Annotated in this window: 12 protein-coding genes and 1 pseudogene; 7 read left to right on the top strand and 6 right to left on the bottom strand. The window is 71.7% G+C overall.

Features of this window, described 5'->3' with window-relative positions:
- Positions 1–62: 62 nt before the first annotated feature.
- Positions 63–1,001, bottom strand: a complete 939-nt coding sequence (locus tag U9R90_RS22540) for a 5'-3' exonuclease H3TH domain-containing protein (RefSeq protein WP_411058466.1) — start codon at positions 999–1,001, stop codon at positions 63–65.
- A 172-nt stretch (positions 1,002–1,173) separates the two neighbouring features.
- On the opposite strand from U9R90_RS22540, the gene U9R90_RS22535 reads away from it, so the two are divergent.
- Positions 1,174–1,722 (top strand): helix-turn-helix domain-containing protein, encoded by a 549-nt coding sequence (locus tag U9R90_RS22535; RefSeq protein WP_411058465.1) that lies wholly within the window; start codon positions 1,174–1,176, stop codon positions 1,720–1,722.
- A gap of 7 nt (positions 1,723–1,729) precedes the next feature.
- Complete coding sequence (locus tag U9R90_RS22530) at positions 1,730–2,467, top strand: helical backbone metal receptor (protein ID WP_411058464.1); 738 nt, start codon at positions 1,730–1,732, stop codon at positions 2,465–2,467.
- Here U9R90_RS22530 and U9R90_RS22525 read toward each other — a convergent pair.
- On the bottom strand, positions 2,436–3,563 hold the full coding sequence (locus tag U9R90_RS22525; protein WP_411058463.1) for a TDT family transporter: 1,128 nt from the start codon (positions 3,561–3,563) through the stop codon (positions 2,436–2,438). The two genes, U9R90_RS22530 and U9R90_RS22525, sit on opposite strands and share 32 nt — an antisense overlap.
- A gap of 70 nt (positions 3,564–3,633) precedes the next feature.
- On the opposite strand from U9R90_RS22525, the pseudogene U9R90_RS22520 reads away from it, so the two are divergent.
- Positions 3,634–4,640: pseudogene (locus U9R90_RS22520) on the top strand (LysR family transcriptional regulator).
- A gap of 114 nt (positions 4,641–4,754) precedes the next feature.
- On the opposite strand, the gene U9R90_RS22515 reads toward U9R90_RS22520, so the two are convergent.
- The 3 genes from U9R90_RS22515 to U9R90_RS22505 all read right to left on the bottom strand — a co-directional run bounded on the left by U9R90_RS22515 (position 4,755) and on the right by U9R90_RS22505 (position 7,902).
- Positions 4,755–5,456, bottom strand: coding sequence for a gamma-glutamyl-gamma-aminobutyrate hydrolase family protein (locus U9R90_RS22515; protein ID WP_411058462.1), 702 nt, complete (start codon positions 5,454–5,456; stop codon positions 4,755–4,757).
- 37 nt (positions 5,457–5,493) lie between these two features.
- A complete protein-coding gene (gene eat, locus U9R90_RS22510; RefSeq protein WP_411058461.1) occupies positions 5,494–6,960 on the bottom strand; it encodes an ethanolamine permease in 1,467 nt (488 codons plus the stop codon).
- Positions 6,961–7,146: 186 nt separating this feature from the next.
- Positions 7,147–7,902: a FadR/GntR family transcriptional regulator gene (locus U9R90_RS22505; protein ID WP_411058460.1), complete on the bottom strand. Its 756-nt coding sequence runs from the start codon at positions 7,900–7,902 to the stop codon at positions 7,147–7,149.
- A gap of 76 nt (positions 7,903–7,978) precedes the next feature.
- Here U9R90_RS22505 and U9R90_RS22500 point away from each other — a divergent pair, with 76 nt between their 5' ends.
- The 4 genes from U9R90_RS22500 to U9R90_RS22485 all read left to right on the top strand — a co-directional run bounded on the left by U9R90_RS22500 (position 7,979) and on the right by U9R90_RS22485 (position 12,607).
- The gene (locus tag U9R90_RS22500; protein WP_411058459.1) at positions 7,979–9,343 is read left to right on the top strand and encodes a glutamine synthetase family protein; all 1,365 of its coding nucleotides are present in this window, start codon (positions 7,979–7,981) and stop codon (positions 9,341–9,343) included.
- Positions 9,344–9,351: 8 nt separating this feature from the next.
- Positions 9,352–10,779, top strand: a complete 1,428-nt coding sequence (locus tag U9R90_RS22495; RefSeq protein ID WP_411058458.1) for an aldehyde dehydrogenase family protein — start codon at positions 9,352–9,354, stop codon at positions 10,777–10,779.
- Positions 10,780–10,784: 5 nt separating this feature from the next.
- Positions 10,785–11,570, top strand: a complete 786-nt coding sequence (locus U9R90_RS22490) for a 3-oxoacyl-ACP reductase (protein WP_411058457.1) — start codon at positions 10,785–10,787, stop codon at positions 11,568–11,570.
- Positions 11,571–11,632: 62 nt separating this feature from the next.
- Entirely contained in the window at positions 11,633–12,607 is a 975-nt protein-coding gene (locus tag U9R90_RS22485) for a DUF2510 domain-containing protein (RefSeq protein WP_411058456.1), read from the top strand.
- Positions 12,608–12,622: 15 nt separating this feature from the next.
- Here the strand turns inward: U9R90_RS22485 and U9R90_RS22480 are convergent, their stop codons facing one another.
- Positions 12,623–13,825 (bottom strand): amino acid deaminase/aldolase, encoded by a 1,203-nt coding sequence (locus tag U9R90_RS22480; RefSeq protein ID WP_411058455.1) that lies wholly within the window; start codon positions 13,823–13,825, stop codon positions 12,623–12,625.
- Positions 13,826–14,061: the final 236 nt, after the last annotated feature.

Here is a 14,061-nt window from a genome sequence, read left to right as displayed (position 1 = left end):
TCCCCTGACCAACGGTTAACTTAGGTAAACCTAAGTTAACACCTTGGTTCGGGGGAGGCACCTCAAGCCTGGAGAGTCGTGAGTAGGCGGGTCAGGGCTCCGCCGAGTCCCCACTGCGCGGCCAGCTCGTCCAGCGTGGCCGGGTGCAGGGGTTCGCGGGGGAGCGCGAAGTCGACATCCGGCACCGGAACGTCGGTGGCGACCCGGACGACCTTCGGTGCCACCGCGACATACGCCCGCGACTCGCCCAGGCGCTTGCGCTGCGCCGGGGTGAGCTTCGAGGAAGGGTCGTCGACCGCTGCCATGATCCCGGCCAGGTCTCCGTACTGCGCGAGGAGTTTCGCGGCTGTCTTGTCGCCGATCCCGGGGACGCCCGGCAGTCCGTCGCTCGGGTCGCCGCGCAGCAGGGCCAGATCCACATAGCCCCGGCCGTCCACGGCGTACTTCTCGTGGAGCACCGCCTCATCCGTGAGCTGCAGGGTGCCGACCCCCTTGAGGGGGTAGAGCACGCGGATGCCGCGCGCGTCGTCCACCAGTTGGTAGAGGTCGCGGTCGCCGGTGACGATGTCCACCGGGCCCGTGGCGCGGGAGGCCAGGGTGCCGATCACGTCGTCCGCCTCGTAGCCGTCGGCGCCGATGCGGGCGATCCCGAGCGCGTCGAGCACCTCCTCGATGATGGGCACCTGCGGGGACAGCGTGTCCGGTGTCTCCTCGGTGTCCGGGCCGTCGACGGACTCCTCGGCGACCCGATGGGCCTTGTACGACGGGATCAGTTCGACCCGCCAGTGCGGGCGCCAGTCCGCGTCCATACACGCCACCAGGTCGTCCGGGCGATGGTCCTGCACCAGGCGGGCGATGAAGTCGAGTAGTCCGCGCACCGCGTTGACCGGGGTGCCGTCCGGGGCCCGTACGGAGTCGGGGACCCCGAAGTACGCCCGGTAGTAGAGCGATGCGGTGTCCAGGAGCATGAGTCGTCGAGTTTGCTGCGTCACACACGGCATCTTGCCGCACCACACTGACAACCGGGCGTTACCTTCGCCTGCGCACGGGGCACCTCGTGCAGGAGGGCGGTTGCCGGGGCATCGGCGCCGCGCCTTGCGTAAGGTGCAGAGCACAGGGATATCGCTGATCGGACCGAGGACCGCAAACGCACGCACAGAGGGGGGCCGGAGCATGGACGACAAGGAATCCGTCCGGGTCGGCGTGGCCATCCGCCGCAGGCGCAGGTCGCTGCGCCTGACGCTCGCCACGGTCGCTCAGCGCAGCGGGCTCTCGGTGCCGTTCCTGAGCCAGGTCGAGAACGAACGCGCCCGGCCCAGCCGCACCTCGTTGGAGCGGGTCGCGGACGCGCTCGGTACGACGGCCGTCGAACTGCTCTGCGCGGCCGACGCGGAGCGCACGGTCGAGGTGGTGCGCGCCGGTGTCGAACCGGTGGAAGAGCCGAGCACCCGCCACCTGGTGCGGGGGCAGCACCAGCTGCATGCCGTGGAGTTCGTCGGCGAGCATGACGCGGGGCGCGAATTCCAGCACCGTAACGACGAATTGATGTACGTGGCCGAGGGCGCCGTCGAGGTGGAGGCGGAGGGCCGTGCCTACCGTCTTGCCCGCGGCGACACCCTCTTCCTGTCCGGTGGGGTACGCCACCGCTGGCGGTCGGCCGTGCCCGACACCCGCGTCCTGCTGGTGGCGGTGGCCGAGCACATCAAGGCCGAACCGGAGTAGCGGCCGGATGCGGGTTGTTTCGCTGGTGCCCTCGCTGACCGAGGCGGTGGCCTTGAGCGCGCCAGGACTGCTGGTCGGCGCCACGGACTGGTGCAGTCACCCGGCGGATCTCGACGAGCGGGGCGTTGTGCGTGTTCGGGGGACCAAGAACCCCGATGTGCCCCGGATCATCGCGCTCGCCCCCGACCTGGTGATCGCCAACGAGGAGGAGAACCGCGAGCCGGACCTGGCCGCCCTGCGCGCCGCCGGCCTCGACGTGATGGTCACCGAAGTCCGCACGCTGCCCGAGGCGTTCCGTGAGCTGGAGCGGGTGCTCGTACGAGGCTGCCGGCTTCCCCGTCCCGCCTGGCTGGCCGAGGCCGAACGGGCGTGGCGGGAGGTGCCGCCGCGCCCCGGCGCCGGAGCGGAGGTGCGGGCCGTCGTGCCGATCTGGCGGCGGCCCTGGATGGTGCTCGGCAGGGACACCTTCGCTGGGGACCTGCTGGCCCGTCTGGGTGTCGACAACGTCTACGCGGACCACCTGGAGCGGTATCCGCGCATCCCCGTGGAGGAGCTGCGCGCGGCCGCGCCCGATCTGGTCGTCCTGCCCGACGAGCCGTACCGCTTCACCCCCGACGACGGGCCCGAGGCCTTCCCCGGTCTGCCCGCCGCCCTCGTCGACGGCCGACTGCTCACCTGGTACGGCCCCTCGCTGGTGGAGGCGCCCGCCCGGCTCAGCGCGGCGCTGCGAGCAGCGAACCGCTGAGCAGCCCGCGCAGCGTGTGGAATCCGGCCACCGCCCAGGCCGCCACCAGGAAGCCGAACAGCGCCATCGCCAGCCAGCCGTACGCGTCCAGGCCGGTGTGCCGGGCCAGGCCCGCGGCCCCCGTGACACAGGTGCCCACCGGGAACGTGAAGCCCCACCAGGTCATCGCGAACCGCATCCCCCGGCGCCACGCGCGCACCACCAGCGCACCGGCGAACACCAGCCACAGCAGCGCGAACCCCATCACCGGCACCCCGTAGACCACCGCGAACGCCCCGAAGGCGGAGGCGTACGACGGGCCGACCGCGCCCGGCGCGACATCGGCGAGCGCGTTGACCGCGGTCGTCGACTGGCCCAGGGGGCCCAGGACCAGGAAGAGGGTCGGGGTGAGGGCGAGTGGCAGCGGCCCGTACTGCACCAGGCGGCCGAAGACCAGCGGCAGCATCACCAGCGTGGCCAGCAGGCTCAGGCCGAACATCGCGTAGCTGCCGAGCAGCATGGCCTCGCGCCACTGGCCATCGGGCAGATGAGGGATCAGCAGCGGGCCCTGGGCCGCGGTCACCATGGGGGCGACGACGGGCAGCAGCCACACGGGCGAGGCGGTACCCGGGTCGATCTTGTGCCGGGTCACCATCAGATACGGGATCGCGGCGGCGGCCAGCAGCCCGATCAGGGTGCCGGTGGAGAACAGCACGGCGTCCACCGTGAGGGCCGCGCGGTCGCCGATCACGTCCTTGCCGACGACGAGCGTGCCGCCGCCGACCGCGAGCAGCGCCATCGCCAGACAGCCGTAGAACGGGGCGACGGCCGGGTCCAGGAGATGGGCGCGGGCCTGGTCGCGGTGGTGCAGCCAGTGGCCGGCACGGGCGGTGAGCAGCACGGCCAGCGCGAGCGCGGACAGGCCCCAGACGGCCACGGCCGCCGCGCGCGGGATCGGGGTCGGCAGGGCGGTGCCCGCCGTGGCGACGATCGCGGTGCCCATGACAGCGGCGTACCAGTTGGGGCCGAGGTGTCGCACGGAGCGGACTGGGGTGGCCTTGATAGCGGGTGCGGGTGCGGGTGCTGTCAGGGGGCGCGGTTGTGCGTACGTGGCCATAACTCAAGCTTCCGGGGCGCATTCGCCCCTCACCAGGGGCTTTCTGTGTATGAGGGCATAAGCTGGGGTTATGGGTACGAGTGAGGCGGGCGCTTCGGGCGGTGCGGGCGTTGCGGGTCTGGGTGACGCGGCTGCGGGGTTGCCCCACCGGGTGCCCGAGCTGGGGGCGTTGCAGCTGCTGCTCGCCGTCGCACGGCTGGGGAGCCTGGGGCGGGCGGCGCGTGAGCTGGGCATCAGCCAGCCCGCGGCGAGCAGCCGGGTGCGGGCGATGGAGCGCCAGCTCGGGGTCGCGCTGGTCGACCGGTCGCCGCGCGGGTCGCGGCTCACCGACACCGGGGTGCTGGTCACCGACTGGGCGCGGCGGATCGTGGAGGCGGCCGAGGCGTTCGACGTGGGGGCGCAGGCGCTGCGTGACCGGCGCGACTCGCGGTTGCGGGTCGCCGCGAGCATGACGATCGCTGAGTATCTGCTGCCGGGGTGGCTGATCGCGCTGCGCCGCGAACGGCCGGACACGGCGGTGTCGTTGCTGGCCGGGAACTCGCTGGCCGTCGCCGAGCAGCTGCTCGCGGGTGAGGCGGACCTCGGGTTCGTCGAGGGGCTCGCCGTGCCGAGCGGGTTGAGCGGGGCCGTCATCGCGCAGGACAGTCTGGTGGTCGTGGTGGCGCCCGGACACGCGTGGGCTCGGCGGCGGGCCCCGCTCGGCCCGGCCGAGCTCGCGGCGACGCCGCTGATTCTGCGGGAGCGGGGGTCGGGGACGCGGCAGGTGCTGGATGCGGCGCTGGCGGCGGACGGGGGGTTGGCGCGGCCGCTGCTTGAACTGTCGTCCACGACGGCGGTGAAGGCGGCGGTGGTGAGTGGGGCGGGGCCGTCTGTGTTGAGTGAGTTGGCGGTGGGGGATGAGGTTTCGGCGGGGGTGAGTTGGCGGTGGGGGATGAGGTTTCGGCGGGGCGGTTGGTGAAGGTGCCGGTGGAGGGGGTGCGGTTGCGGCGCGATCTGCGGGCCGTGTGGACGACGGGGCATCGGCCCACTGGACCCGCGCGTGACTTGCTGTCGCTGACGCGGCGGGTGGTCGGCTGACCGGCGGTCGGTGGCGCGGGCCAGGGATTGTCCCCCACCCGCCCCTTCCCGAAAGTCCTGCGGACGGCGGAAAGATGGCCTCAAACGCCGGCCGGGCTGAAATCAGCCCGGCCGTTACGGGAAGGGGCGGGGCTGGGGAGGTTTTGATGCCTGGACCAGCGCCCGCATCACACGGGCGTCCTCGCCCATCTCCGGATGCCACTGCACGCCCAAGGCCCAGGCGTCCGGAAGTTCGACCGCCTCGACCGTCCCGTCGGACGCGTACGCCGACGCGAGCAACCCCCGGCCGAGCCGGTCCACCGCCTGATGGTGGTACGTCGGGACCACCGCCTCCGTGGGCACAAGCGAGGCGTACCGCGTCCCCGGCACCGGCTTCACCGCGTGCTGGCCGAAGGCGCCGACGCCCTCGGTGTGCCCGGCGAGGTGCTGCACCAGCGTCCCGCCCAGCGCCACGTTCAGCAGCTGCATCCCCCGGCAGATCCCGAGCAGCGGCGTCCCCGACGCCAACGCCGCCTCGATCAGGGCCAGTTCCCACGCGTCGCGGGCACGCGCGGGCGGCCCCGTACGCGGGTCGGGCTCGGCCCCGTACCGTACGGGCTCGACATCGGGCCCGCCCGCGATGACGAGCCCGTCCAGGCGCGCCACCACCCGCGCGGCCTGGTCCGGATCGTCGGGCGGCAGCATCGCTGCGAGCCCGCCCGCCGCCTGGACGAGCCGTGGGTAACCGGCGGGGAGCAGGGCGGCGGGGAGATCCCAGACACCCCACTTGGCCGAGGCCTCCAGGTAGGTGCTGACGCCGATGAGGGGGTGGGACACGGTTCGGGTTCCTCCAGGTACGGGGAGAACGGGGGAGTCAGTCGCGTTCGAGTTCGGCCTCGGCCTCCGCCAGCGCCGCGAACTCCTCCTCCGGAGCCGCCGCGACCAGTCGATGCCGACTGTAGAAGGCGAAGTAGGCGAGGGCGACCACATAGACGCCGAGCGCGATGAACGCCGCGGTCTTGTCCACCAGGAAGGTCGCCACCAGCGCGGACAGGGCAAGCACGAACGCCACCGAGGACGTGGCGATGCCGCCCGGTGTGCGGTACGGCCGGTGCAGCCCCGGCTCGCGGCGGCGCAGCACGATGTGTGAGAGCGCCATCATCGCGTACGAGATGGTCGCGCCGAAGACCGCCATGTTGAGCATCCGGCCGCCGTCGCCGGTCGCCGCGGCAAGACCGAAGCCGATCGCGCCGGGGATGACCAGGCCCAGGTACGGGGCCTTGCGGCTGCTCGTCAGGGACAGGAAGCGGGGCAGATAGCCCGCGCGGGAGAGCGCGAACAGCTGCCGGGACCCGGCGTAGATCAGGGAGAAGAAGGAGGCGACCAGACCGGCCAGGCCCGCGTAGTTGACGAAGCGGGACAGAGCCGTCGGCTCGCCGTCACCCTGGAGCGCGACGACCAGCGGGTTGCCCGCTTCCTTGATCGAGTCCGCGCCGTGCGCACCCGTCGCGGCGAAGAACGTGATCAGTGCGAGCAGCACCAGGACGCCCATCGCGATCGACAGCGCCTTCGGCATCGAGCGCACCGGGTCCTTGGCCTCTTCAGCGGCCAGCGGCACCCCCTCGATGCCCAGGAAGAACCACATGCCGAAGGGGAACGCCGCCCAGATGCCCAGCAGTCCCATGGGCAGCCACGAGTTGGCGCCGAAGGCCTCGGTGTCGACCGGGATGTCGTTGAGACCGTCCGCACTGAATTCGGTGAACGCCCCGAACGCGAAGATCAGCAGCGCGGCCACCGCGATGGCGGTCACCACCAGGCTGAACCGCAGCGCCTCGCCCACGCCCCACAGGTGGATGCCGATGAAGAGGGCGAAGCAGACGAGATAGACCGGCCAGCCGGACGTCAGTCCGAAGAGGTTGAGCGACTCGATGTAGTCGCCGATGAAGATGGAGATCGCGGCGGGCGCCAGGATGTACTCGATGAGGATCGCGGTGCCGGTGAGGAAGCCGCCCCAGGTGCCGAGCGCGCGCCGGGCGAAGCCGTAGCCGCCGCCAGCGGTGGGCAGGATGGCGGAGAGCTCGGCGAGGGCGAAGACCAGACAGGCGTACATCGCGCCCATCAGGAGCATGGCGATGGCCAGCCCGCCGAACCCTCCCTCCGACAGGCCGATGTTCCAGCCGGAGAAGTCGCCGGAGACCACATAGGCGACTCCGAGGCCGGTGAGCAGCAGCCAGCCCGCGCTGCCACGGCGCAGGGTGCGCCGCTGCAGATACCGGTCTTCGTCGGAGCCGCCCTGGGTCGTGGCGGCTGGTGGGATGCGCGAATCGGTGCCCTCGGCCATGGACCGCTCCTGTCTCGGGGCAATGGTGTGGGGCCACACCTTTGCGGTCGGGTCGCCGCCCGCGCAAGACCCGTGCGTTAAACGACTGTTACGGATGTGCGGCCAGAGGGTGGCCAGAGCCCGGGGGCGGGGCGCAGGCGGGGTTCAAAGACAGGCCCTCAGGTCAGGAACCCCCGCAGCAGCGCCTCAGGTCAGGAACCCCCGCAGCAGCGCGGCCGTCCCCGCGCAGTGCTCGCGCATCACCTCGCGCGCCCCGTCCGCGTCGCCGTCGAGCACCGCCTCCACCAGCGCGGTGTGCTGCCGCTGCGAGTGCTCCAGGTTCCGCACCAGGAGCGGGATGCCGTCCAGGAGGTCGTTCACCTGTGCTCGTACGGCGGCGTACTGGGCTGTCAGCGTGGATGATCCCGACAGCTCGGCGAGCGTGAGATGGAGCAGCGTGTCGAGCCTGCGGTACTCGGCCAGCGGCGCGTCATGGGTCGCGGCGAGTGCCGCGCGCAGCTGGTCGGCCGGGGCTCCGGTCAGCCCGTCCGCCGCGCAGAGTCCGGCCGCGCCGACCTCCAGGACCTCGCGGAAGCGCAGGATGTCCTCGACGTCCACCGCCGCGACCCGCCGCCGCAGCTCGCCCTCGCCCGGCGGCTGCGGCCGGTCGAGTACGAACGTGCCGCCGTACCGGCCGCGTCGGCTCTCCACGAGCCCCTGGTCCTGCAGTACCTTCAGCACCTCGCGCAGCGTGACCCGGCTGATCCGCAGCCGGTCCGCCAGTTCTCGCTCGGCGGGGAGCCGTTCGCCATGAGGTACGAGTCCCAGACGCAGGACCTGGAGGATCTGCTCCAGCGCCTCCTCGAAGCCGTTGCCCGCGCGCACGGGCCGCAGCACCGGTGTCAGCCGGTCCTCCGTCGGCCGGTCTTCCGCGAGCCGGTCCTCGTCACCGATCTTCGGCATGTCGCGGTTCCCCCTTCCCAATCAATGGTCATCACCCATACCTTATGACTCCCGAAGCCCGAAGGAGGAGAATCCCGTGGCTGACCGCACACCCCCGCTCGGGATCGAGGAGCTACGCGCCCTCGTCGCGAGCGGTGAGATCGACACTGTCGTCCTGGCCTTCCCCGATATGCAAGGGCGACTGCAGGGCAAGCGGTTCGCCGCGCCGTTCTTCCTGGACGAGGTACTCGAGCACGGCACCGAGGGCTGCAACTACCTGCTCGCCGTCGACACCGAGATGAACACCGTCGACGGCTACGAGATGTCCTCCTGGGACCGCGGCTACGGCGACTTCGCCATGCGCCCGGACCTGGACACCCTGCGCCGCGTCCCCTGGAACGAGGGCACCGCGATGCTGGTCGCCGACCTCGCCTGGAACGACGGCTCCCCGGTCGTCGCCGCGCCCCGCCAGATCCTCCGCCGCCAGCTGGAACGGCTCGCCGAACACGGCTTCACCGCGCAGGTCGGCACCGAGCTCGAGTTCATCGTCTTCAAGGACACCTACGAGCAGGCCTGGGACTCCGACTACCGCGGGCTGACCCCGGCCAACCAGTACAACATCGACTACTCCGTGCTCGGCACCGGCCGGATCGAGCCGCTGCTGCGCCGTATCCGCAACGAGATGGCCGCCGCGGGCCTGACCGTCGAGTCCGCCAAGGGCGAGTGCAACCCCGGCCAGCACGAGATCGCCTTCAAGTACGACGAGGCGCTGGTCACCTGCGACCAGCACGCCATCTACAAGACCGGAGCCAAGGAGATCGCCTCGCAGGAGGGCGTCTCGCTCACCTTCATGGCCAAGTACAACGAGCGCGAGGGCAACTCCTGCCACATCCACCTCTCGCTCGCCGACCAGAACGGCGTCAACGCCATGGCGGGCGACGGACCCGGCGGCATGTCCCCCGTCATGCGGCACTTCCTCGCCGGACAGCTCGCCGCGCTCCGCGACTTCTCCCTCCTCTACGCCCCCAACATCAACTCCTACAAGCGCTTCCAGCCGGGCTCCTTCGCCCCGACCGCGGTCGCCTGGGGCTACGACAACCGCACCTGCTCGCTGCGCGTCGTCGGCCACGGCCGCTCCATGCGCTTCGAGAACCGGCTGCCCGGCGGCGACGTCAACCCGCACCTGGCCGTCGCGGGCCTTGTCGCGGCGGGCCTGTACGGCATCGAGCAGCAGCTCGAACTCCCCGAGGTGTGCGACGGAAACGCCTATACCGCCGACTACGAGCACGTCCCCACCACCCTGCGCGAGGCCGCCGAGCTCTGGGAGAACAGCCCCATCGCCAAGGCCGCCTTCGGCGCCGAGGTGGTAGCCCACTACCGCAACATGGCGCGGGTCGAGCTGGACGCCTTCGACGCCGCGGTGACCGACTGGGAGCTCCGCCGCTCCTTCGAACGCATGTGAGGCCTGACTTGTCCGATCCGCATCAGCCGCACCCGTCGTACGAGCACGAGCAGCATGGGCACGAGCAGCGCGAGCCGTATGAGCACCAGGTACTCAACCCGGCGACCGAGGACGTCATCGCGACCGTCCCGGCGACCACCGCCGCCGAGGTCGACTCCGCCGTCGTACGCGCCGCCGCCGCGCAGGTGAGATGGGCGGCGCTGGCCCCCGCCGACCGGGCCCGCCTGCTGCGCCGCTTCGCCGCCGCCGTCGACGACCACCTGGAGGAACTCGCCCGCCTCGAAGTCCAGGAGGCGGGCCACACCCTGGGCAACGCCCGCTGGGAGGCGGGCAACGTCCGCGACCTGCTGGACTACGCGGCCGGGGGAGTGGAGCGGCTCAGCGGCCGCCAGATCCCGGTACCCGGCGGCCTGAACGTCACCTTCCTCGAACCCCTCGGCGTCGTCGGCGTGATCGCGCCCTGGAACTTCCCGATGCCGATCGCCGCCTGGGGCACCGCCCCCGCCCTCGCCGCGGGCAACGCCGTACTCCTCAAGCCCGCCGAGACCACCCCGCTCACCGCATTGCGGCTGGCCGAACTCGCCCTGGAGGCAGGCCTTCCCGAGCACCTCTTCCAGGTGCTGCCGGGCGCGGGCAGCGTCGCGGGCAACGCCCTGGTCGAACACCCCGGCGTCGCCAAGATCGTGTTCACCGGCTCCACCCGCGTCGGCAAGCGGATCATGGCCAAGTGCGCCGACCAGGTGAAGCGGGTGACCCTCGAACTCGGCGGCAAGAGCCCCAACATCGTCTTCGCCGACGCCGACCTCGACGCCGCGGTGGCCGCCACCCCGATGTCGTTCCTGGACAACGCCGGACAGGACTGCTGCGCCCGCACCCGCATCCTCGTCCAGCGTTCGGTCTACGACCGGTTCCTGGAACTCCTCGCCCCCGCCGTCGAGTCGGTGGCCGTCGGAGACCCGGCGGACGAGAAGACCCAGATGGGCCCGCTGATCTCCAGGGCCCAGCTGGAGCGCGTACGGTCCTACGTCCCCGGTGGCGCCGAAGCGATCACCGGCAGCGCGCCCGAAGGACCCGGCTTCTGGTTCCCGCCCACCGTACTGACCGCCGTCGATCCCCACGCGCGCGTGGCCGTCGACGAGGTCTTCGGTCCTGTCGCCGTGGTGCTGCCCTTCGAGGACGAGGCCGACGCCGTACGGCTGGCCAACGCCACCGACTACGGCCTCTCCGGATCGCTGTGGACCCGCGACTCGGGCCGGGCGATCCGGGTCTCGCGCGCCGTCGCGGCCGGGAACCTCTCCGTCAACTCGCACAGCAGCGTCCGGTACTGGACCCCGTTCGGCGGTTACCGGCAGTCCGGACTCGGCCGTGAACTGGGCCCTGACGCCCTGACCGCCTTCACCGAAACCAAGAACGTCTTCATCAGCACGGAGGCCTGAGCACCATGACGAGCACCGAGAACATCTGCCGCCGCCTGGTGGGCCGCACCGCCGTCATCACCGGCGCCGGCAGCGGCATCGGCCTGGCCACCGCCCGGCGACTCGCCTCCGAGGGCGCCCACGTGGTGTGCGGCGACATCGACGAGAGCGCCGGCAAGGCCGCGGCCGAAGAGGTCGGCGGCACCTTCGTACGCGTCGACGTCACCGACGCCGAACAGGTCGACGCCCTCTTCAAGACGGCGTACGACACCTACGGAAGCGTGGACATCGCCTTCAACAACGCCGGGATCTCGCCGCCCGACGACGACTCCATCCTGGACACAGGACTGGAGGCCTGGAAGCGCGTCCAGGACGTCAACCTCACCTCCGTGTACCTGTGCTGCAAGGCCGCCATCCCCTATATGCAGCGCCAGGGCCGCGGCTCCATCATCAACACCGCCTCCTTCGTGGCCATCATGGGCGCGGCCACCTCCCAGATCTCGTACACCGCGTCCAAGGGCGGGGTGCTGGCGATGTCGCGCGAGCTGGGCGTGCAGTTCGCCCGCGAGGGCATCCGGGTCAACGCCCTGTGCCCGGGCCCGGTCAACACCCCGCTGCTGCAGGAGCTGTTCGCCAAGGACCCGGAGCGGGCCGCGCGCCGCCTGGTGCACATTCCGGCCGGCCGGTTCGCCGACGCCGAGGAGATCGCAGCCGCGGTCGCCTTCCTCGCCAGCGACGACTCCTCGTTCGTCAACGCCACCGACTTCCTGGTCGACGGCGGTATCGCCGCGGCGTACGTCACTCCGCTGTAGCGGTCCCTGGCCACAGGGGGTACTCGGTGCACTCACCTCGCGCGACCGCTTAGGGTGGCCGCATGAGCATGACGACCCCGCCCGGCTGGTACCCGGACCCGTCGGTCCCGTCCCTTGAACGCTGGTGGGACGGGACCACGTGGACCGAGCACACCCGGGACCCGCAAGCGGCCGCCCAGCAACCGGCCCAGCAGCAGCCCGGCTTCGGCCCCCCACAGCCCGTGGGGATGCCGGAGACCGGTGGTACTTCGGGGCGGGCCAAGATGGTGGCGCTCGCCGCCGCGGGCGTGGTCCTGGTCGCCGCGATCGTCACAGGAGTCGTCGTCCTGGGCAAGAGTGACGACGGCGGTGCCGAGGCCAAGAACGGCGGCGGCACCTCCAGCGCACCCGCGTCCGAGTCGGCCGACCCCCGGCCCAGTGAGGAGCCGACCGACGAGCCCAGCGAGTCCCCGAGCGCGACCGAGGACACACCCGACCGACTGGTCGACCAGCTCAACGGCATCTCGCTGCCGATCCCGGACGGCTGGGAGATACCGCAGTACAGCTGGGGCGGCACCGATCCGAACATCTGGACCAAGGAAACCTACGACTGTCCCACCGGCTTGTACTGCCACCACGGCAGGGTCATCAGCCTCAGCGCCGACTCCGGGAGCGGCGACACCGCGCGGGAGGTCGCCGAGAAGGACGTCTCCGACGCGGCCGAGGCGCTGTACGGCGACGGCTACCTCTCGGATCGGTACGGGGGCGTTACATCGACCAAGAAGGTCAAGGCCGGTCCGGTCGTGGTGGCGGGCCGCACGGGCTATGTCGTCCGCGTGCGGGTCAAGACCGGCGAGGGCCCCGGCGGATATGTCCAGTCCCTGGTCTTCCCGTCGGCCATCGGCACCGAGTCCCTGGTCGTCGTGCGCTTCGCCTTCGACGCCGGGCCGGACGGACTGCCGCTGTCCGGGATGGACGAGATCACCAAGGGCATCCGCGACCTCGGCAGCGACGACGCGGGGACGGGCGGCGCGGGCAGCAGCATCAGCCCGTCGTAGGGCCTGTCCGGCGGTTCAGAGGAACGTGCGGCCCTCACCGCGATACGTCGGAACGGTCGCGGTGACCCGCTCGCCCTCCACTAGGTGCAGCGCGTCGAACCGCTCGCACAGCTCCCCGGCCTTGGCGTGCCGGAACCACACCCGGTCGCCGATCAGCAGATCATCGGCCACCGACCCGAGCAGCGGCGTCTGCACTTCGCCCGGCCCCTCCTGCGGGTCGTACGCCAAACCCTCCGGCAGGTAGGGCACCGGCAGCCGGTCCGCGCCCGCCGCCCCCGACGCCGGATAGCCGCCGCCGAGCACCGTCACCACGCCGACGCCGGGCCTGCGCACCACCGGCTGGGCGAACAGCGCCGCCGGACGGCCGGTGAACGAGGTGTAGTTGTCGAACAGCCGCGGCACATACAGGCCCGAGCCCGCGGCGATCTCGGTGACGGCGTCCTCGGCCGCGGTGTGCTGCACACTGCCCGTGCCGCCGCCGTTGACGAACTCCAGGTCCGGCGCGACGGCCCGCACCGCGCGCACCACTTCGGCGCGGCGGACGGCCAGTTCACGGCGGGCGGCCGACTGCATCAGACGGATCGCCCGCGAGCGTACGGGCCGCCCGGCCAGCAGGTCGCCGACCCCGGCCACATGACCCTCGTACGCCATGATCCCGACCAGCCGGAAACCCGGCCTGCGCGCCACCGCGCGGGCCAGCTCGGCGACTTGGGCGGGGGAGTGCAGCGGGGAACGCCGGGCGCCGACCCGCACCCGGCCGCCCAGCAGCTTCAGCGCGGTGTCCAACTCCAGGCAGACCCGGACCTCTTCGCCGCCGCCGTCCCTGGCGTCGTCGATCAGCCGCAGCTGCGCCGGGTCGTCGACCATCACGGTCACCGCGGCGGCGAGCTTGGGATCGGCGGTGAGTTCGGCGAACGAGGCCCGGTCGGCCGACGGATAGGCGAGCAGCACGTCGTCGAAGCCGGACCTGGCCAGCCACAGCGACTCGGCCAGCGTGAACGACATGATCCCCGCGAACCCGTCCCGACTCAGCACGCGTTCCAGCAGGGCACGGCAGCGTACGGACTTGCTCGCCACCCGGATCGGTTTGCCCGCGGCGCGCCGCACGAGATCCGCGGCGTTCGCGTCGAAGGCCTCCAGGTCGACGATGGCGACGGGCGCGTCGAGATGCGCGGTGGCCCGGTCGTAGCGGGTGCGGTCGGATGCGCGGGCGGTCATGAGCGCAGCCTGCCAGACGCGATTACCGCAGGGTAGGGGGATGAACGGGACAGATCGTCCCACGGCCGTGGATCGGGTCTCGGCCGACCTGCGTCAGCCCGTAGAGTGACGCGGGTACAGGGAAGGAACGGGCCTGTCCCCAACGGCGATCGAGCGGGGCCCAAGAGCGAGAAACGGGGGGTGCATGAGCACGGAAGCGCAACGCGCCCCCGTCCCCCCGCGCCCCGTCACGCCAC

Source organism: Streptomyces sp. E11-3, assembly GCF_046540415.1.
Taxonomy (GTDB): Bacteria; Actinomycetota; Actinomycetes; order Streptomycetales; family Streptomycetaceae; genus Streptomyces.
The sequence above is the reverse complement of the archived record's forward strand: the minus strand, read 5'-3'. Positions and strand labels throughout refer to the sequence as shown.

Excerpts from the sequence above, each read along its gene's own strand:
- U9R90_RS22540 (WP_411058466.1), bottom strand. The coding sequence starts at position 1,001 with ATGCCGTGTGTGACGCAGCAAACTCGACGACTCATGCTCCTGGACACC.
- U9R90_RS22535 (WP_411058465.1), top strand. The coding sequence starts at position 1,174 with ATGGACGACAAGGAATCCGTCCGGGTCGGCGTGGCCATCCGCCGCAGG.
- U9R90_RS22530 (WP_411058464.1), top strand. The coding sequence starts at position 1,730 with ATGCGGGTTGTTTCGCTGGTGCCCTCGCTGACCGAGGCGGTGGCCTTG.
- U9R90_RS22525 (WP_411058463.1), bottom strand. The coding sequence starts at position 3,563 with ATGGCCACGTACGCACAACCGCGCCCCCTGACAGCACCCGCACCCGCA.
- eat (WP_411058461.1), bottom strand. The coding sequence starts at position 6,960 with ATGGCCGAGGGCACCGATTCGCGCATCCCACCAGCCGCCACGACCCAG.
- U9R90_RS22505 (WP_411058460.1), bottom strand. The coding sequence starts at position 7,902 with ATGCCGAAGATCGGTGACGAGGACCGGCTCGCGGAAGACCGGCCGACG.
- U9R90_RS22490 (WP_411058457.1), top strand. The coding sequence starts at position 10,785 with ATGACGAGCACCGAGAACATCTGCCGCCGCCTGGTGGGCCGCACCGCC.
- U9R90_RS22485 (WP_411058456.1), top strand. The coding sequence starts at position 11,633 with ATGAGCATGACGACCCCGCCCGGCTGGTACCCGGACCCGTCGGTCCCG.
- U9R90_RS22480 (WP_411058455.1), bottom strand. The coding sequence starts at position 13,825 with ATGACCGCCCGCGCATCCGACCGCACCCGCTACGACCGGGCCACCGCG.